The sequence below is a fragment of the Agrobacterium genomosp. 2 str. CFBP 5494 genome (genome assembly GCF_900013495.1).
Classification (GTDB): domain Bacteria; phylum Pseudomonadota; class Alphaproteobacteria; order Rhizobiales; family Rhizobiaceae; genus Agrobacterium; species Agrobacterium pusense.
Genome location: NZ_LT009718.1, coordinates 1,674,992 through 1,692,901, shown reverse-complemented (window position 1 = coordinate 1,692,901; position 17,910 = coordinate 1,674,992). Strand labels below are relative to the sequence as shown.

Genomic DNA, 17,910 nt, shown 5'->3' with positions numbered 1-17,910 from the left:
AAGCTGTGATTATGGTTAACGACGGGCGGCCGGCATGTGGAAAACAACGTGACCGGCTGAACGGACGGACGCGCCGAGCGGTTGCCGGCCCGGTAAGAACATGGCTGATTTTTCTTTAATGCCCAGCGTCCAGCGCGGCTGCCTGGGCCCGTGCCTGAGACCGGTTCAGCCGTAAACGCCCCGCACCAGCCTTTTGACGGCAGTGGCGATCTTGTCCCAGTCCCGATCCGATTTGAGCGCAACACCGGCAAACTGGCCGCTGGTGGCGGCGGAAATCACGAGGTGCTGGATGGCGGCGAACAGCACGGCATTGACGGCGGCGGTATCAACACCCTTCGGCGCCGCCAGCGAACCGCGCATGCGCTCCAGCCATTTGCCAAGCGACTTGGCACGGGCTTCCGCCAGCTGGCGCACCTGCGGCGAGCCGTCGGAAACTTCCCAGGCGATGATCTTGCAGACAAGAGGATCGCTGCGCAGCGCATCCATGAAGTAGAGCGCCAGCTTTTCCATCAGATCACCATAGGTCAAAAGGAACATGCCGCCGGTATCTTCCGGAATGCGATCCTTCACCCAAGACCCGAGATCCTCACCGATCGCCTCAATCAGACCATCGAGGCCACCGAAATAACGGTAGATCAGCTGCTTGTCGCAGCCGGCACGGCGAGCAACGGCATTGATCCCGAAGCCCTGAAATCCCTCTTCGGCAAGCAGCGACCGCGCCGCATTAAAAATCGCCTTCTCGGTCTGAGCGCGATCCTTGATGCGCTTTTCCGGTCTGTCGGCTGAAATCGCCTCTGCGGTCGCCAGCATGATTCCCTACCCGTTTTCTGAAAGCCTGACTACACGGGTTAACAAAGCATGAAGGCAAGGACAATGTGATGGGAAGATTGGACGGAAGGTTCCTGTGGATGACGTGGCAGGGCCAACAATATCGCCCCGCATTCCCAGCGTGAGCCGCTCACTCCAACCCCATGCCAAACCACACGCTGCCGGGGGTTTCGTGGCTGTCCAGACGCTTGAAACCTCGGGTTTCCCAGAAACGCATTCCGGCCAGGTTGCGTTCGCTGGCGCCGAGGTGGATGCCGTAGACGTTGTTCTGTCGGGCCATATCCAGCCAGCGCGACAGGAGCCGGGTGCCGCCGCCCTTACCCTGCGTGCGTGGCAAAAGGTTCATGTGTATGTGGGCGGGGAACGGGTCGGTGAGCCAGGCCGGGGTGCGGCGTGGGTGGTGAATGAAATGGGCGCGGCGCTGGTCGGCGTCCCATGTCTGCTGGTCGCCCCCAGGATCGGCATAGATGGCGCGCAGATGCGGCCACCATTCCCGCTCCAGTCGCTCTTCATGCAGGGCCGTATCGAGCGCGCCGACGATGTAACCGCAGACGCCTTCCTCATCCTCGGCAACGAATACAGCATCCGGCCACAGATGCAGATAGGGCACGGAATAGATATGCCCCACCATGCGGCCATCGTTGTAAAGTGGCGTGGCATCCTGGCCGGCATCGCCGGTGGCGAGGCTTATGGCATAGAGCGCGTCTTCATCCTCGGAACGAGCGGAGCGAAAAGTCAGCATCGGCCGCCATCCTCCATTGCCGCGCCTCGATGTGCGAAGCTATCGTGACAGACAAGAATACGTCCTAGGCCATTGCTGTTCTTCAAATCCGAGACCCCTCCCGCCGGAACTGTAAAACCTTCATCCGCATCCATCGCTCAAGCTGCAGGCGGATAAAGAAGATCGATTATATAAGTCGGATCGAAGCGGGAATCGAGCATGCCGTAAGTATGCCGCCAGCCACCGGCAAGCCGGGTTTCGAGGAAGGCATCGGCAATCTTGCCGGCGCCGAGGCGGCAAAGCTCGGCGGCAGCGGCCGCAAGCGCGAACTGCTCCACCAAAAGGCGAGCTGCCCCCTCATCACGTTCGGCAAGTGCGATTGCGGCGCGCAGCACGTCCGTTGTCTTCTTCCCGGCAGGTCCGAGATCACGCTCCAGCGTCTGGAAGACGAGATCGAACAGGTCCTTGCCACGCTGGAGAACCCGCAGGACATCCAGCGCCATGACGTTGCCGGAGCCTTCCCAGATGGCATTGACGGGCGCTTCGCGATAGTGGCGGGCGATCGGCCGCTCTTCCACGTAACCGTTGCCGCCAAGGCATTCCATGGCTTCGTAGATGAGTGCAGGCGCAATCTTGCAGCACCAGTATTTGACGATCGGCGTCATAACCCGCGCATAGGCGGCTTCGGCCGGGTTGTTGCGGGCGGCATCAAAAGCACTCGCCAGCCGAAAGGAAAGCGCGGTCGCGGCTGCTACATCGAGCGCCATGTCGGCGAGCACGCGCGTCATGATCGGCTGGGTGACCAGCATCTTGCCGAAAACGGAGCGACCGCGGGCGTAGTGCACGGCTTCGGCGAGCGAGGCGCGCATCATGCCGGCCGACGCCAGCGCGCAATCGAGCCGCGTCAGCGTCACCATGTCGAGAATCGTGCGAATGCCGCTGCCGGGATCGCCGAGCAGATAACCGAAGGCATCGGTGAATTCGACTTCAGCGGATGCATTGGATCGATTGCCCAGCTTGTCCTTCAGGCGCTGGAAGTGCAGGCCGTTTTTCGAACCGTCCTCGAGGTAACGCGGCACAAGGAAACAGCCCATGCCGTCGCCCATCTGGGCCAGCATGACAAAACCGTCGCTCATCGGCGCAGACAGGAACCACTTGTGGCCTGAGAGACGGTAGATGCCCTCGCCCACCCGCTCTGCCGTGGTGCGGTTGGCGCGCACATCCGTGCCGCCCTGCTTTTCCGTCATGCCCATGCCGATGGTGACGGCAGTTTTCTGCAAGGCCGGCTTCTGTGCGGAATCATATTTGCGCGAGAGGATTTTCGGCGCCCATTCCTTCTGCACACGCGGAGACGCCATGATGGCGGCAACGGAAGCGCTGGTCATGGTCAGCGGGCAGAGATGACCGGCTTCCAGCTGCGAGGTCAGGTAGAACTTCGTCGCGCGGGCCTTGTGCTCGTTACCGCGCGTGTCGGGCGAGTTTTCCCACACGCTGGAATGCAGGCCCGAGGACATGGAACGGCGCATCAGCGCGTGCCATGCCGGGTGGAATTCCACCTGGTCCAGACGCTCGCCCCGGGGGCCGTGTGTGTGCAGCTGTGGCACGCCCTGGTTCGCCATACGCGCCAGTTCTTGCGCCTCATGCGAGGTGACATAGCGGCCGATCTGATCGAACTCGTCCCTCAGATTGCGTGACAGGCCGGAGGTCAGATCGACGATCAGCGGATCGGAACGATAGGCGTTGATACCGGACCAGAGGCTGGGCTGGTTCAGTTCGGCGAGCTGTTCTTCTGTCCGGTTCATGCCTGTCATTCGCATCCTTCTATCGGGATTCGTGCTTTATTGCGTGTATATGCCAAAACCCGGCTTATCGCATGCTTGCCCGCAACGCCACCTGTCTTTATAGACCCGTTGACTATTGCGACCCGGAGGACAATTTCCATGGTCTTTTTTCCCCATCGCCATCTCCTCGGCATCAAGGGGCTTTCCCATCAGGATATTACCCTGCTTCTCGACAAGGCTGATGAGGCGGTGAAAATCAGCCGCCAGCGCGAGAAAAAGACCTCGACGCTTCGGGGCCTGACACAGATCAATCTCTTCTTCGAAGCTTCGACGCGGACGCAATCCTCCTTCGAACTTGCCGGAAAGAGGCTTGGTGCAGATGTGATGAACATGTCGGTCGGCAACTCCTCGGTGAAGAAGGGCGAAACGCTGATCGACACGGCGATGACGCTGAATGCCATGCGCCCGGATGTGCTTGTCGTGCGCCACTCCTCGGCCGGTGCCGCGGCGCTTCTCGCCCAAAAGGTCGCCTGCTCCGTGGTCAATGCCGGCGACGGCCAGCACGAGCACCCGACGCAGGCGCTGCTCGATGCGCTGACCATCCGCCGCGCCAAGGGCGAGCTTTCAGGTATCACCGTAGCGATCTGCGGCGACGTACTGCACTCGCGCGTTGCCCGCTCCAATATCATCCTTCTCAACCAGATGGGCGCGCGGGTTCGTGTCGTCGCCCCGGCCACGCTTCTTCCTTCGGGCATTCGCGACATGAGCGTGGAAGTCTTTCACGATATGAAGGAAGGGTTGAAGAATGCCGATGTGGTGATGATGCTGCGCCTCCAGCGTGAGCGCATGTCCGGCTCCTTCGTGCCCTCGGTGCGTGAATATTTCCATTATTACGGTCTGGATGCCGAAAAGCTGAAGGCGGCCAAGGAAGATGCGCTTGTCATGCATCCCGGCCCGATGAACCGCGGCGTGGAAATCGCCTCCGAAGTGGCCGATGGCCCGCAGAGCGTCATCGAAAGCCAGGTTGAAATGGGGGTCGCCGTGCGCATGGCCGTCATGGAAACCCTGCTTGTCTCGCAAAACCAGGGTGAGCGCGTATGAGTGCCGTTACCGTTCTCAAGAACCTCCGCATCGTCGATCCCTCCCGTAATCTCGACGAGAACGGCAGCATCGTCATTGGCGCCGATGGTACCATTCTTGCTTCAGGAAAAGACGCTCACAATCAGGGGGCGCCCGATGGTGCGACGGTGCGCGACTGCAAGGGTGTCGTGGCCGTTCCCGGTCTGGTGGATGCCCGCATCTTCGTTGGTGAACCCGGTGCCGAACACCGCGAAACCATCGAATCCGCATCGCGTGCGGCAGCGGCCGGCGGCGTCACCAGCATCATCATGATGCCTGATACGGATCCCGTGATTGATGACATCGCCCTTGTCGAATATGTGAAGAAGACGGCGCGTGACAAGGCAATCGTCAATGTGCATCCGGCAGCCGCCCTGACCAAGGGTCTGCGGGGCGAGGAAATGACCGAATTCGGCATGCTGAAGGAAGCCGGTGCGGTGGCCTTCACCAACGGCCGCAAGGCGCTGTCCGATACGTTGGTGCTGCGCCGCGCCATGACCTATGCCCGTGAACTCGGCGCTGTCATCGCGCTCGAAACCCGCGACAAATATATCGGCGGCGGCGACATGAACGAGGGGCTTTTCGCGAGCTGGCTCGGCCTGTCAGGCGTTCCCAAGGAAGCCGAGATCATTCCGCTGGAGCGTGACCTGCGCATTGCCGGCCTGACGCAGGCGATCTACCACGCCGCCAAGATTTCCGTGCCGGAATCGGCAGAGGCGATCCGGGCTGCGCGGCAGCGGGGCGTGAAGGCCACCTGCGGCATCTCGATCAATCACCTGACGCTCAATGAAAACGATATCGGCGAATATCGCACTTTCTTCAAGCTCTCCCCGCCGCTGCGCGCCGAAGACGACCGCAAGGCAATGGTGGAAGCGCTGAAGGACGGCACCATCGATATCATCGTCTCTTCGCACGACCCGCAGGATGTCGATACCAAGCGCCTGCCGTTTTCGGATGCTGCGAGCGGTGCGGTCGGGCTCGAAACCATGCTGGCGGCGGCGCTGCGCCTCCACCACAGTGGTGAAGTTCCGCTGATGCGGCTTATCGATGCGCTCTCCACCCGCCCGGCCAAGATTTTCGGTCTCGATGCAGGAACGCTAAAAGAGGGTGCCAAGGCCGATATCACCCTGATCGACCTCGACGAACCGTGGCTCGTGGCCAAGGAACAGCTGGTCTCGAAATCCAAGAACACGCCGTTTGAGGATGCCCGGTTCAGCGGTCGCGCCATCGCCACTTATGTGGCTGGCAAAGCCGTTCATTCCTTGGCATAAGATCATCAACAGATCACGCGGCAGGCGGGACAGAGGGGACATTGAATGAGTGCTTTGACTGACTGGCAGACCGCGCCTGCCCTTCTCGCGCTTTCGGCGCTGATCGGCTATCTGTTGGGCTCCATTCCCTTCGGCCTCCTCCTGACCCGCATGGCCGGGCTGGGCGACGTGCGCAAGATCGGTTCCGGCAATATCGGCGCGACCAACGTGCTGCGCACCGGCAACAAGAAGCTCGCCGCCGCGACCCTGTTGCTGGACGCACTCAAGGGCACGGCGGCAGTTCTGGTCGCCAATGCGCTCTGGGGTTATGAGGCCTCCCTCGTAGCCGGTTTCTTCGCCTTTCTCGGCCATCTCTTTCCAGTCTGGCTGGGCTTCAAGGGCGGCAAGGGCGTGGCAACCTATATCGGGGTGCTGCTGGGCGCCGCTCCGCTGATGATGCTGGCCTTCGCGCTGATCTGGCTCGCGACCGCCTTCATCACCCGCTATTCGTCGCTCTCTGCGCTCGTGGCAATGCTGGTCATCCCCGTTGCCCTCTGGGTCCTCGGACCAGAAAAAACAGCGCTGCTCGTGACGCTGCTCAGCGTGATTTCCTGGTGGAAACATCGCGAGAACATTGCCCGGCTGCTGGCGGGCACCGAAAGCAGGATCGGTCAAAAGGGCTGAGGCCGTCCCGGGGGATATGCCATGCCGCATGAGGAAACGACACGGCAGGGCATAGAGCTTTCCGCGCGGCAGCGGACTGCCTGGTTAAGGCTGATCCGCAGCGATAATATCGGTCCCGTCACCTTTCGCGAACTTATCAATCATTTCGGCAGCGCTGAAAAAGCGCTGGATGCGTTGCCCGAACTGTCGCGCCGTGGCGGTTCGTCGCGCAGTCCGCGCATCGCAACACAGGCAGAGGCGGAACGGGAGCTTGAGGCGGCCGAGAATTTCGGCGCGCGTTTCGTCGGCATCGGCGAACCGGATTATCCACCGGCCCTGCGGCATGTGGATGGCGCGCCGCCGTTGATCGCCATGAAAGGATCGGCGGATACGGCGACGAGAGCCTGCGTCGGCATCGTCGGTTCGCGCAACGCTTCGATCAACGGCGCAAAATTCGCCGCCATGCTTGCGCGCGACTGTGGTCGGGCCGGTTATACGATCGCCTCGGGGCTGGCGCGCGGCATCGATGCGGCGGCCCACAGGGCGAGCCTTTCAACGGGCACTGTAGCAATGCTGGCAGGCGGTCTCGACCGGCCCTACCCGCAGGAAAATTTCGGACTTTTGCAGGAGATATACGATCAGGGCGGCGCGACGATCAGCGAAATGCCTTTCGGCTGGGAGCCGCGCGCCCGGGATTTCCCGCGGCGCAACCGGTTGATCGCGGGCGTGTCACTCGGCGTCGTCATCGTCGAGGCGGCGGAGCGTTCGGGCTCGCTGATCACAGCGCGGCTTGCCGGTGAAGCGGGACGACTGGTGTTCGCCGTGCCCGGCTCGCCGCTCGACTTGCGCTGCGAAGGCACGAACCGGCTGATCAAGGAAGGTGCCATGCTGACTACGGGAGCGGCCGATATTCTTGATGCACTGCGACCATTGATGGAGCCGCAATTGCCCAATGACCGGGAGATCGAGGAACCGCAGCAGGACGCGGAAATGTCACCACCGGGAGACGACGAGCGCAGCATCATCGCCGCTGCTCTCGGTCCCTCGCCTGTGGAGATCGACGACATCATCAGACACACGGGTTTCTCCGCCGCCACCGTTCATCTGGTGCTGCTGGAGCTCGATATTGCCGGGCGTCTAAACCGGCATGCCGGGGGGCGCGTGTCGCTCTTCATCGCGGATTGAGAGTTTGCGCCTTCCGCTCTGGATATCACCGACTTCGACATAGGCCATCTCGATGAGATAGCACAGCATATCGGCACCTTCCCGGTGGGCCACCTGCCGCAGTTCCGCCAGCATCTGGCGGATGTATGCCAAGCTCTCTCTGGTCCCTTCATTATCGGCATTATTGTTTGTTGCGTTCGGGACCATATATTTATCCTGAAAATTCACCCTGAAACGGGAAGCATTAAGTCTGTTCAAATGATGTTGCCCATCATAACCAATTTACCAAAGACTGCAATACAACGATAGATTATCCATAGGTTGTAGTCGCCTGGAAGCGAGAAAATCGGGCTTGCCTCTTGACCAGCGGGCATTACCTGTCCATGTCGAATTATAAAGAAGGCCAATTGCGGCAATAGGCTGCAACCGGTGCCATGTTAGCGGACCAGTTCCAGAGAAGAACAATATGAATGTCGTCGTCGTAGAATCTCCTGCCAAAGCCAAGACGATCAACAAGTATCTTGGCTCGGGCTATAAGGTTCTTGCATCCTTTGGCCACGTCAGGGACCTTCCTGCCAAGGACGGATCGGTGTTGCCTGACCAGGATTTCGAAATGTCCTGGGAAGTTGACAGCGCCTCCGCCAAGCGCATGAAGGATATTGCCGATGCGGTAAAATCCTCCGACGGCCTCTTTCTGGCAACCGACCCGGATCGCGAAGGGGAAGCCATTTCCTGGCACGTTCTCGATCTCCTGAAGAAGAAGCGGGTTCTCGGCGACAAGCCGGTGAAGCGCGTCGTCTTCAACGCCATCACCAAGAAAGCGGTTCTGGACGCGATGGCGAACCCGCGCGACATCGATGTGCCGCTGGTGGACGCCTATCTCGCCCGCCGAGCGCTCGACTATCTCGTCGGCTTCAACCTCTCTCCGGTTCTGTGGCGCAAGCTGCCGGGTGCACGTTCGGCCGGCCGGGTGCAGTCGGTGGCGCTGCGCCTCGTCTGCGATCGCGAATCCGAAATCGAGCGTTTCGTTTCCGAAGAATACTGGAACATCAGTGCACTTTTGAAGACACCGCGCGGTGACGAGTTCGAGGCTAGGCTGGTTTCGGCCGATGGCAAGCGATTGCAGAACCGCGCCATCAAGACCGGCGACGATGCGAACCGGCTGAAAGCGCTGCTCGAAGGCGCGACCTATGTGGTAGATAGCGTTGAGGCGAAACCCGTCAAACGCAATCCCAGCCCTCCCTTTACGACCTCGACGCTGCAGCAGGCGGCCTCCTCACGCATGGGCTTCGGCGCCTCGCGGACCATGCAGGTGGCGCAGAAGCTTTACGAAGGCATCGATATCGGCGGCGAGACCGTCGGTCTGATCACCTATATGCGTACCGACGGCGTGCAGATGGCCCCGGAAGCGATCGATGCTGCGCGTAAGGCTATTGGCGAGCAGTTCGGTGGCCGTTACGTGCCGGAAAAAGCGCGTTTCTACTCTACCAAGGCCAAAAATGCGCAGGAAGCGCACGAGGCGATCCGCCCGACCGATTTCAACCGCACACCGGATCAGGTGAAGCGTTACCTCGATGCCGACCAGCTGCGCCTTTACGAGCTGATCTGGAAACGCGGTATTGCGAGCCAGATGGCGTCAGCCGAAATCGAGCGCACAACGGTTGAAATTCTCGCCAGCAACGGCGGCGAGAAGGCTGGCCTGCGCGCCGTTGGCTCCGTCATCCGCTTCGACGGCTTTATCGCCGCTTATACCGACCAGAAGGAAGATGGCGAGCAGAGCGACGATGGTGACGACGAAGGCCGTCTGCCGCCGATCAATGAGCGCGAGAACCTCGCCAAGCAGAAGATCAATGCCAGCCAGCACTTCACCGAGCCGCCGCCGCGTTATTCGGAAGCGTCCCTGATCAAGAAGATGGAAGAACTCGGCATCGGCCGTCCTTCCACCTATGCGGCGACGCTGAAGACGCTGAGCGACCGCGAATATATCGTCATCGACAAGCGCAAGCTGGTGCCGCATTCGCGTGGTAGGCTGGTGACGGCTTTCCTCGAAAGCTTCTTCACCAAATACGTCGAGTATGATTTCACCGCCGCCCTTGAAGAAAAGCTCGACCGCATTTCCGCCGGCGAACTGGACTGGAAGCAGGTTCTTCGCGATTTCTGGAAGGATTTCTTCGCGCAGATCGAAGATACCAAGGAACTGCGCGTCACCAACGTGCTGGATGCGCTGAACGAGGTTCTGGCGCCGCTGGTGTTCCCGAAGCGCGAGGATGGTTCCGATCCGCGCATCTGTCAGGTTTGCGGCACCGGCAATCTGTCGCTGAAGCTCGGCAAATACGGTGCCTTTGTGGGTTGCTCGAACTACCCTGAGTGCAACTATACCCGCCAGCTGACCTCCGATGGCGCGGAAGCCGAAGCCGCTGCTCTCAACGAGCCGAAGGCGCTGGGCGCTGATCCCATGACCGGCGAGGAGCTGACGCTTCGCTCCGGCCGTTTCGGGCCCTATATCCAGCGCGGTGACGGCAAGGAAGCCAAGCGCTCCTCGCTGCCGAAGGGCTGGAAGCCTGAGGATATCGATCACGAAAAGGCGTTGGCGCTCATCAACCTGCCGCGCGATATAGGCAAGCACCCGGAAACCGGCAAGATGATCTCGGCTGGTCTCGGCCGTTACGGACCTTTCCTGCTGCATGATGGTTCCTATGCGAACTTGGAGAGTATCGAGGACGTGTTCTCGATCGGCCTCAACCGCGCCGTGACCGTGATTGCTGAAAAGCAGAGCAAGGGTCCGGGACGCGGCCGTAGCGGCACGCCAGCTGCTCTCAAGGAGTTGGGCGACCACCCTGATGGCGGCCCGATTACCGTTCGTGACGGGCGCTACGGCGCCTATGTAAACTGGGGCAAGGTCAACGCCACCATTCCCAAGGGGCAGGATCCGGCATCCGTGACGCTGGACGAGGCGCTCGTGTTGATCGCCGAGCGCATTGCCAAGACCGGCACCGGCGGCAAGCCCGCCAAGGCCAAGAAAACAACCGCCAAGAAGGCCGATGGTGACGCCGCTGCAAAGCCGAAGGCGACCAAGGCCAAGGCGGCGACAAAGAGCAAGACGGCCGCCAAGCCGAAGGCAGCGGCCAAACCCAAGAAGGCAGCAGAGTGAGCAAAGCGCCGCGTCAGAGACAGGGTTCCGCCAGCGACGGTTTCGGACGCACCGGGCGCGGCAAGCGGGTGACCGAAGGTGAAGGCATCATCCACGGCGAGGTGCCTTCGCGCGAAGTGCTGCTGAAATTCATCGCAGACCATCCGCAACAGGCCTCCAAACGCGAAATTGCCAAGGCTTTCGGGCTGAAGGGTGAAAACCGCGTTGTCCTCAAGGCGCTGCTGAAGGAACTTGAAGTCGACGGCATGGTGCACAAGAGCCGCAAGTCGCTGACGCGACCGGGCGGCCTGCCGCCTGTGACGGTTCTCGACATCACGACCCGCGACAAGGACGGCGAGCTGATCGGCCGCCCGGCGGAATGGCCTGAGGATTTGGGCGCAGCGCCGGCCGTGCTGATCCGCCAGTCCTCGCAGGACCGTGGCAAGAAGGCCCCGGCCGCCGGTCTCGGCGACCGTATTCTCGCGAAAATCTTCCCCTCGAAGGAAAGCACCGGTCCCGCCTACACCGCCCGCGTCGTCAAGCTGATCGACCGCCGCCAGAATGCACTGCTCGGCGTGTTCAAGGAGACGCCTGGCGGCGGCGGACGGCTGATGCCAATCGATCGCCGCGGCGAGGAAATGGTCATCGATCCTGATGGCGTCGGCGATGCCAAGGATGGCGATCTGATCGAGGTCGAAACCTCGCGCAACAGCGGTCGTTACGGCCTGACGCGTGCCAAGGTTCTCTCGGTCATCGGCTCCGTGGCCTCGGAAAAGGCGATCTCCATGATCGCAATCCACGCCCACGGCATCCCGCATATATTCCCGCAGAATGTTCTTGCCGAAGCGGATGCGGCCAAGGCAGCGACGATGTCCCACCGCGAGGACTGGCGCGACCTGCCGCTCATCACGATCGATCCGGCCGATGCCAAGGATCATGACGATGCGGTCTATGCCGAACCGGACACATCGCCCGACAATCCCGATGGTGTCATCGTCACCGTCGCCATTGCCGATGTCTCCTGGTATGTTCGGTCGGGTTCGCCACTGGACCGCGAGGCGCTGAAACGCGGCAACTCCGTTTATTTCCCGGATCGCGTCGTACCGATGCTGCCGGAGCGTATTTCCAACGATCTCTGCTCGCTGAAGGAAGGGGTCGACCGCCCTGCCCTTGCGGTGCGGATGACCTTCTCGAAGGAAGGCCGCAAGGCTGGCCACACCTTCCATCGGATCATGATGAAGAGCGCCGCCAAGCTCTCCTACCAGCAGGCACAGGCGGCGATCGACGGCAAGCCCGACGACAAGACCGGACCGCTGCTGGAGCCGATCCTCAAGCCCCTGTGGCACGCCTATGAGGTTATGAAGCGAGGCCGTGACCGGCGCCAGCCGCTGGAACTCGACATGCCCGAGCGGAAGATCAAGCTTCGCCCTGACGGCACCGTCGACTCCGTGGTCATTCCCGAACGTCTAGATGCGCACAAGCTGATCGAAGAAATGATGATCCAGGCAAATGTCGCCGCCGCCGAGACGCTGGAAAAAAAGAAACAGCCGCTGGTTTACCGTGTCCACGATGCGCCCACGCTTTCCAAGCAGGAGGTGCTGCGCGAATTTCTCGGCACGATCGGCATTACCATGGCCAAGGGTGCCGCCATGCGCGCCAATTCCTTCAACGGCATTCTGGCACGCGCTCTCGACACGCCGCACCAGATCATGGTCAACGAGATGGTGCTGCGCAGCCAGAGCCAGGCTATTTACAGCCCCGAAAATATCGGCCATTTCGGCCTGAACCTCATGACATATGCCCATTTCACCTCGCCGATCCGCCGGTATGCCGACCTCATCGTGCATCGCGCGCTGGTGGGCTCTCTGGGGCTCGGTGAAGGCGGTATCACGCCACAGGAAGAAGCGACACTCGACGATATCGCCGCTGAAATCTCGACCTTCGAGCGCCGCGCTATGGCGGCCGAGCGCGACACCGTCAACCGCCTGATCGCCCATCATCTTTCCGAGCGGGTCGGCGAGGAATTCGAGGGCCGGGTCGGCGGTGTCACCAAGGCGGGACTATTTGTCGCGCTTCCGCAGTTTGGCGCTGATGGTTTCGTTCCTATATCTACACTCGGAACGGATTATTTCCTGTATGACGAAGCCCATCAGGCTCTCACGGGGGAAAAGACCGGTCTTGGTTATCAGCTTGGCGACACGGTGCAGGTAAGGCTCGCGGAAGCGGTGAGGCTGGCGGGTGCGCTCAGCTTCGATATGCTGAGTCCCGGGCGGAAGATGCCGGTGGGCGTGCGCTCGTTCCACAAGGCCGGACGGCGGACAGTACGGGCTGCCGCCAAGCCCGGAACACGGCCGCCGAGAAGGCGACGATAACAAAGCCGCCTCAGCGGTTGAACGGACGGGAAGGACTTAAGGATGAGTGCACATCAGGGCTCGGAGACAGTTACCTTCGGAGACGATAGCGCCGAGCGGCCGCTTGGCCGGTCCATCATGCGCGGCATGGCCAATCGCTGCCCGGCCTGTGGCAGCGGCCGCCTCTTCCGCGCCTGGCTGAAGCCGGTGGACGCCTGCGCGGCCTGCGGCGAGGAAATGCACCATCATCGGTCGGACGACCTGCCACCCTATATCTCCATCGTCATCATCGGCCACATCGCGGTCGGCGGCTTCATGATGACGGACACGGTTCTAAACATTCCCATGTGGGCTCATTTCGCCATCTGGGTACCGATCACAATTCTGGCCGCGCTTCTGACGCTGCAGCCCATCAAGGGCGGCGTCATCGGTCTGCAATGGGCGCTGCGCATGCATGGCTTCGACGGGAAAAAACCGCAGATACAGATAGACGGCTCCTCGCACTGACGCGCGCGGGTCTTGTACATGCCCCGGCATTCCACCAAGGCGGAAGCGGCAAGCGCGCCATTGCGGCCGCGCGATGCCGCCTCCCTCATTCTGTTCGACCGATCCGGCCCGACGACACGGGTGCTGATGGGCCAGCGCAGCAGCGCCCACGTCTTCATGCCCGGCACTTATGTCTTTCCAGGCGGCAAACGCGACCCGCGCGACCATGCGCTGCCCTTTTCCGGCGATCTGCATCCCGCTGTCCTTGACAGCCTGACGGCGTCGGCTTCGCGGCGCCTGAGCGTCGCCGGGGCAAGGGCGCTGGCGCTTGCCGCCGCGCGCGAACTTGTGGAGGAAACCGGGGTCGAGCTTGGGCCGGCCACTGAAGGTCCGGACCTCTCCTGTTTCCGCTATGTGGCGCGCGCCATCACACCGCCCGGCAATGTCAGGCGTTACGACACGCGATTCTTTTGCTGTTATGCCGACGAATTGCGGCTGGATATCCGGCTAACCCGGGATTCCGAAGAGCTTCAGAACGTGCAATGGCTTGACATGACAGACCTTTCCGGTCTGAACATGCCGAAAATCACGCGTACGGTTCTCGAAGATGTCACAAATTTCATGATAGGTGATCCCTCACTGCCCTATGAAAGCCCCGCGCGGCTTTATGTCACGCGCCACGGCCGGTTCATTCGAGACTTTGTATAAAGGCCGTCATGTCACAAATGAAATGCGAAGAAGCGGATGCCATTCACTGGCCCTCACTGATCGCCGCCATTTCCGCCATCAGTGCGGTCGGCGTCGCCATCGGCCTTGGCCTGCCGCTCCTGTCGATCATCCTTGAGAAACGCGGCATCTCCTCCACCATGATCGGGGTGAACTCGGCCATGGCCGGCGTCGCGGCCATGATGGCGGCCCCGGTGACCACCAAGATCGCCCATGATTTTGGCGTGGCCCGCACCATGTTGTTTGCGGTTTTCATCTCCGCGCTGAGCGCGCTCGGCTTTTATTTCGCCGATGCTTTCTGGATGTGGTTTCCGCTGCGAATCGTCTTCCATGGCGCAACCACCACGCTCTTCATCCTCTCCGAATACTGGATCAACATGACGGCGCCGCCGAAGAAGCGCGGTATGGTTCTCGGCATCTACGCCACCGGACTTGCGGTCGGTTTTGCCGTTGGTCCGCTTCTGTTTTCGGCGGTTGGCAGCGAAGGCATCCTGCCTTTCCTCGTCGGGGCGGCAATCATATTGCTCGCGGCAATTCCCATCTTCATGGCGCGTGGTGAGAGCCCGGAACTGGACGAGCGGCCCAACCACCATTTCGTCCGTTATGTCTGGCTGGTGCCGATGGCATCAGCCGCCGCTTTCGTCTTCGGCTCGGTACAGGCAGGCGGCCTTTCGCTGTTTCCGATATATGCCACCAGGGAAGGCTTCAACGAATCGCAGGCGGCCCTTCTCCTTACCGTGATGGGCATTGGCAACATGGTCTTCCAGATACCGATCGGTCTGCTTTCGGACAGGATGAAGGACCGGCGGACGATGCTGGGCCTGATGGCCCTTGCCGGCGTCTGCGGCACGCTGGCCCTGCCGTTCCTGGTGGAAAGCTGGATCCTGGTGGCGGCACTGCTGCTGTTCTGGGGCGGCCTCGTTTCCGGCATGTATACGGTCGGCCTTACCCATCTCGGGTCGCGTCTGAAGGGTGCCGACCTGGTGGCCGCAAATGCCGCCTTCATCTTCTGTTACGCCATTGGTACGATCGCGGGGCCGCAGGCCGTGGGCATTTCCATGGACGTCGCCGGAACCGACGGCTTCGCCTGGTCGCTGGCGGTATTTTTCGGGCTCTACGTGGTCCTTTATGCCGTCCGTTTTGTTTTCCGGGCAAAACAGGCTTGACTTTTCAGGCGCGATACGTAGTTTCGCGCCAGATTTAGCCGAGGTGAGAAGCGCCTGCGGCTTCTCTTTTGTTTAAAGGCAGGACGACCATGGCGAAAGCTACAACAATCAAGATCAAGCTGCTGTCGACAGCCGACACCGGTACCTTCTACGTCACCACCAAGAACAGCCGTACGTTCACGGACAAGATGACGAAGACGAAGTACGACCCGGTTGTACGCAAGCACGTCGAATTCAAGGAAACCAAGATCAAGTAATTTCTTGATCGGTGTTCCGGCAAAAGCGCGCCCCCACGGGCGCGTTTTTTGTTTATGCGGATACAGGCCATTCGCTCAGCAGAACGCCCTGTCGACACGGCTTCACGCCTGGCCGGCTGCCCCACCTGATTCTCTCCGCCGCGCCGGCGACAACATATGTTGCAGGTTTGATACCACTGCCCCCCGTCAGCGGCCACAGGCCGTCCGATTGCCCGGCGGGGCAACGGAAAACGCGACGGCTACCCCGACGATGCGGAACGTGATTGTAAGAGAAAGCGACGGCGTGTCGACTTCACGGCGTTGGGAATCCCGCCGATCTTTTCAAAGCGAGCGATGCTCCAACGCATCAAGCAGGGAATAAGGCGGCCGGCCAACGATGCGTTACGGCACGAGGAACCGAATCGAACATCGTCAGCCGACCGACCCCACGATTCAGGAGATGCGGCGGACCTGAGCATCATGGGGCATTCAAACTACGCAATACCAGCCCCTGACAAGCGAAACCGCAGCGGCACACGCCGCTCTCATTCCATCATCAAAAGACGGAAGAACCGCCGGAAGAACTGTTACTCTCAACAAGGAGTGTGCGCAGAAGTAAAATAAAAATCAACAAATTCTTAAGCCAGCGACAAGTCACCTGAAAAACATGGTTAAATATACAACGCTGGCACACTATAGTTTTTCACGAGATTGAATTCAATATATTTTTCAACTTGAAATCTAGTTGCCTCGCGCGATTTCGCCTTTTCATTGCATGAAGTTAAAATACAGGCGAAGTCAGGGACTTGGCTCCTAAAGGCCGGGCTTTCCTTTACCGTTTTCTTGAGACGTCCGAAATTATTTTGGACGGCGGTGCAATTCTCCCGCACCGCTACTTCGCAAAGCCGTTCAGGCGGCCGCCGATACGACGCGGTTTCGGCCGGCGTGTTTAGCCTCGTAAAGCGCCCTGTCAGCCTGCCTCAGCAGTTCGTCCGGCGTTCCAAAGGCGCCGCTGCCGGATGCTATGCCGAGCGATGCCGTGATGCTCAGTTCACGATCGATGGAACGGACGTAGAAAGGCTTGTCTTCCACGATCGTCCGCAGGCGTTCGGCAACGCTCGCAGCAAGCTCTATCGGCGTGTCCGGCATGACGACGACAAATTCCTCGCCGCCGTAGCGGCAGGCGAGATCGGCGCCGCGGACCGTGCTGCGGATGCGTGCCGCAAATTCCCGCAGGACTTCGTCACCCACATCATGACCATAGGTATCATTGACCAGCTTGAAGCGATCTATATCGGTCATGCAGATGGAGATCGGGCGGCCGCGGACAGCGGCGCGGTCGAAGAGTATCTTGAGATGATTGTCGAGATAACGACGATTGTTGAGGCCGGTCAGGCCGTCAACGATGGCGAGCTCCATGGTGTGCTGGAGATTGAGCCGCAGATGTTCATTGTAGCGTTTGCGCCTGATCTGCGTCAGCGATCGGGCAACGAGTTCGTTGGGATCGATCGGACGAAGGATGTAATCGTTGACGCCGAGATCCAGCGCGCGCGCCACCATGTCGTCGGCCCCCTGCTCCGCCACGAGGAGCAACGGAAGGAAACGGGTCCGCTCCAGCGAGCGAAGCTGCGAGCACAGTCTCAGCGGATCGTAATCTTCGAAATTCGAATTGACGATGACAAGCTCGAAGGGATTGCCTGTCGCCTTGAGCAGGGCCGCCTGCGGCTCCGTGACGGCATCCACCTCTGCCACCGGCTTCAGCGCCCGAACGATGCGCTCCTGCGAGCTGGCGCGGCCATCCGCAACCAGAATCCGGCCCGGCGTCTGCATCAGCCCATCGCTGCGCAGCATCTCTTCGATGCCAATCTGACGGGCCGCTTCAGCGCGCACGCGCAATTCGTCGCTAACGGCCTTCAGGCGCACCAGGCTTTTGACGCGGGCGATCAACTGCAGGTCATTGACCGGCTTGGTCAGGAAATCATCGGCTCCAGCCTTCAGACCCCGCACGCGATCCGAGGGCTGATCCAGCGCCGTGACCATCACAACGGGGATATGCGCCGTATCCGGATTGGCTTTCAGCCTTTCGCATACTTCGAAACCATCCATGCCCGGCATCATGATATCGAGGAGGATGATATCGACCTGCTCTTTATCGCAGATGGCAAGCGCCTTGAAGCCATCCTCGGCGGTAACGACATCGAAATACTCCGCCACCAGCCGGGCCTCGAGAAGCTTCACATTGGCCGGAATATCGTCAACAACCAGAACTCTCGCCGTCATAACCGTTCC

Annotated in this window: 15 protein-coding genes; 10 read left to right on the top strand and 5 right to left on the bottom strand. The window is 60.7% G+C overall.

What is annotated here, in order from left to right:
* Positions 1-165 precede the first annotated feature (165 nt).
* The 3 genes from AGR2A_RS08310 to AGR2A_RS08300 form a co-directional block, all read right to left on the bottom strand.
* Complete coding sequence (locus AGR2A_RS08310; protein ID WP_004441386.1) at positions 166-810, bottom strand: TetR/AcrR family transcriptional regulator; 645 nt, start codon at positions 808-810, stop codon at positions 166-168.
* A gap of 148 nt (positions 811-958) precedes the next feature.
* Positions 959-1,570: a GNAT family N-acetyltransferase gene (locus AGR2A_RS08305; RefSeq protein ID WP_004441384.1), complete on the bottom strand. Its 612-nt coding sequence runs from the start codon at positions 1,568-1,570 to the stop codon at positions 959-961.
* A gap of 137 nt (positions 1,571-1,707) precedes the next feature.
* Positions 1,708-3,360 (bottom strand): acyl-CoA dehydrogenase family protein, encoded by a 1,653-nt coding sequence (locus AGR2A_RS08300; RefSeq protein ID WP_004441382.1) that lies wholly within the window; start codon positions 3,358-3,360, stop codon positions 1,708-1,710.
* 129 nt (positions 3,361-3,489) lie between these two features.
* Between AGR2A_RS08300 and AGR2A_RS08295 the strand changes: the two genes are divergently transcribed.
* From AGR2A_RS08295 to dprA, 4 genes are read left to right on the top strand one after another with little or no spacing between them, the layout of a single operon-like run.
* The gene (locus AGR2A_RS08295; protein ID WP_003502441.1) at positions 3,490-4,431 is read left to right on the top strand and encodes an aspartate carbamoyltransferase catalytic subunit; all 942 of its coding nucleotides are present in this window, start codon (positions 3,490-3,492) and stop codon (positions 4,429-4,431) included.
* Positions 4,428-5,720 carry a dihydroorotase gene (locus tag AGR2A_RS08290; RefSeq protein ID WP_072494313.1) on the top strand — a complete coding sequence of 431 codons (1,293 nt, stop codon included), beginning with the start codon at positions 4,428-4,430 and terminating at the stop codon, positions 5,718-5,720. Before AGR2A_RS08295 ends, AGR2A_RS08290 begins: the two co-directional genes overlap by 4 nt.
* 45 nt (positions 5,721-5,765) lie before the next feature.
* Positions 5,766-6,383, top strand: coding sequence for a glycerol-3-phosphate 1-O-acyltransferase PlsY (plsY, locus tag AGR2A_RS08285; protein WP_004441376.1), 618 nt, complete (start codon positions 5,766-5,768; stop codon positions 6,381-6,383).
* A 21-nt stretch (positions 6,384-6,404) separates the two neighbouring features.
* Complete coding sequence (dprA, locus tag AGR2A_RS08280; protein WP_072494312.1) at positions 6,405-7,547, top strand: DNA-processing protein DprA; 1,143 nt, start codon at positions 6,405-6,407, stop codon at positions 7,545-7,547.
* On the opposite strand, the gene AGR2A_RS08275 is transcribed toward dprA, so the two are convergent.
* The gene (locus tag AGR2A_RS08275) at positions 7,500-7,733 is read right to left on the bottom strand and encodes a hypothetical protein (RefSeq protein WP_037089089.1); all 234 of its coding nucleotides are present in this window, start codon (positions 7,731-7,733) and stop codon (positions 7,500-7,502) included. The two genes, dprA and AGR2A_RS08275, sit on opposite strands and share 48 nt — an antisense overlap.
* A 259-nt stretch (positions 7,734-7,992) precedes the next feature.
* On the opposite strand from AGR2A_RS08275, the gene topA reads away from it, so the two are divergent.
* The 6 genes from topA to rpmG all read left to right on the top strand — a co-directional run bounded on the left by topA (position 7,993) and on the right by rpmG (position 15,642).
* Positions 7,993-10,677 carry a type I DNA topoisomerase gene (gene topA / locus AGR2A_RS08270; RefSeq protein WP_034495748.1) on the top strand — a complete coding sequence of 895 codons (2,685 nt, stop codon included), beginning with the start codon at positions 7,993-7,995 and terminating at the stop codon, positions 10,675-10,677.
* The gene (rnr, locus tag AGR2A_RS08265; RefSeq protein WP_072494311.1) at positions 10,674-13,028 is read left to right on the top strand and encodes a ribonuclease R; all 2,355 of its coding nucleotides are present in this window, start codon (positions 10,674-10,676) and stop codon (positions 13,026-13,028) included. The genes topA and rnr overlap by 4 nt, the downstream gene beginning before the upstream one ends.
* A gap of 42 nt (positions 13,029-13,070) precedes the next feature.
* Positions 13,071-13,514, top strand: coding sequence for a DUF983 domain-containing protein (locus tag AGR2A_RS08260; protein WP_080822655.1), 444 nt, complete (start codon positions 13,071-13,073; stop codon positions 13,512-13,514).
* Positions 13,515-13,532: 18 nt separating this feature from the next.
* A complete protein-coding gene (locus tag AGR2A_RS08255; RefSeq protein WP_006698004.1) occupies positions 13,533-14,201 on the top strand; it encodes an NUDIX hydrolase in 669 nt (222 codons plus the stop codon).
* A 17-nt stretch (positions 14,202-14,218) separates the two neighbouring features.
* Positions 14,219-15,385, top strand: a complete 1,167-nt coding sequence (locus tag AGR2A_RS08250) for an MFS transporter (protein WP_006698003.1) — start codon at positions 14,219-14,221, stop codon at positions 15,383-15,385.
* An 89-nt stretch (positions 15,386-15,474) separates the two neighbouring features.
* Positions 15,475-15,642, top strand: a complete 168-nt coding sequence (gene rpmG, locus AGR2A_RS08245; RefSeq protein ID WP_003496403.1) for a 50S ribosomal protein L33 — start codon at positions 15,475-15,477, stop codon at positions 15,640-15,642.
* An 888-nt stretch (positions 15,643-16,530) separates the two neighbouring features.
* Here rpmG and AGR2A_RS08240 read toward each other — a convergent pair.
* On the bottom strand, positions 16,531-17,901 hold the full coding sequence (locus AGR2A_RS08240; protein ID WP_004441356.1) for a PleD family two-component system response regulator: 1,371 nt from the start codon (positions 17,899-17,901) through the stop codon (positions 16,531-16,533).
* Positions 17,902-17,910 lie beyond the last annotated feature (9 nt).

What these genes read in the sequence shown, in the direction of transcription:
- plsY (WP_004441376.1), top strand. Translation starts at nt 5,766, where the DNA reads ATGAGTGCTTTGACTGACTGGCAGACCGCGCCTGCCCTTCTCGCGCTT.
- AGR2A_RS08240 (WP_004441356.1), bottom strand. Translation starts at nt 17,901, where the DNA reads ATGACGGCGAGAGTTCTGGTTGTTGACGATATTCCGGCCAATGTGAAG.
- AGR2A_RS08250 (WP_006698003.1), top strand. Translation starts at nt 14,219, where the DNA reads ATGAAATGCGAAGAAGCGGATGCCATTCACTGGCCCTCACTGATCGCC.
- AGR2A_RS08275 (WP_037089089.1), bottom strand. Translation starts at nt 7,733, where the DNA reads ATGGTCCCGAACGCAACAAACAATAATGCCGATAATGAAGGGACCAGA.
- rpmG (WP_003496403.1), top strand. Translation starts at nt 15,475, where the DNA reads ATGGCGAAAGCTACAACAATCAAGATCAAGCTGCTGTCGACAGCCGAC.
- topA (WP_034495748.1), top strand. Translation starts at nt 7,993, where the DNA reads ATGAATGTCGTCGTCGTAGAATCTCCTGCCAAAGCCAAGACGATCAAC.
- AGR2A_RS08260 (WP_080822655.1), top strand. Translation starts at nt 13,071, where the DNA reads ATGAGTGCACATCAGGGCTCGGAGACAGTTACCTTCGGAGACGATAGC.
- AGR2A_RS08255 (WP_006698004.1), top strand. Translation starts at nt 13,533, where the DNA reads ATGCCCCGGCATTCCACCAAGGCGGAAGCGGCAAGCGCGCCATTGCGG.
- dprA (WP_072494312.1), top strand. Translation starts at nt 6,405, where the DNA reads ATGCCGCATGAGGAAACGACACGGCAGGGCATAGAGCTTTCCGCGCGG.
- AGR2A_RS08310 (WP_004441386.1), bottom strand. Translation starts at nt 810, where the DNA reads ATGCTGGCGACCGCAGAGGCGATTTCAGCCGACAGACCGGAAAAGCGC.
- AGR2A_RS08290 (WP_072494313.1), top strand. Translation starts at nt 4,428, where the DNA reads ATGAGTGCCGTTACCGTTCTCAAGAACCTCCGCATCGTCGATCCCTCC.
- AGR2A_RS08295 (WP_003502441.1), top strand. Translation starts at nt 3,490, where the DNA reads ATGGTCTTTTTTCCCCATCGCCATCTCCTCGGCATCAAGGGGCTTTCC.
- AGR2A_RS08300 (WP_004441382.1), bottom strand. Translation starts at nt 3,360, where the DNA reads ATGACAGGCATGAACCGGACAGAAGAACAGCTCGCCGAACTGAACCAG.
- AGR2A_RS08305 (WP_004441384.1), bottom strand. Translation starts at nt 1,570, where the DNA reads ATGCTGACTTTTCGCTCCGCTCGTTCCGAGGATGAAGACGCGCTCTAT.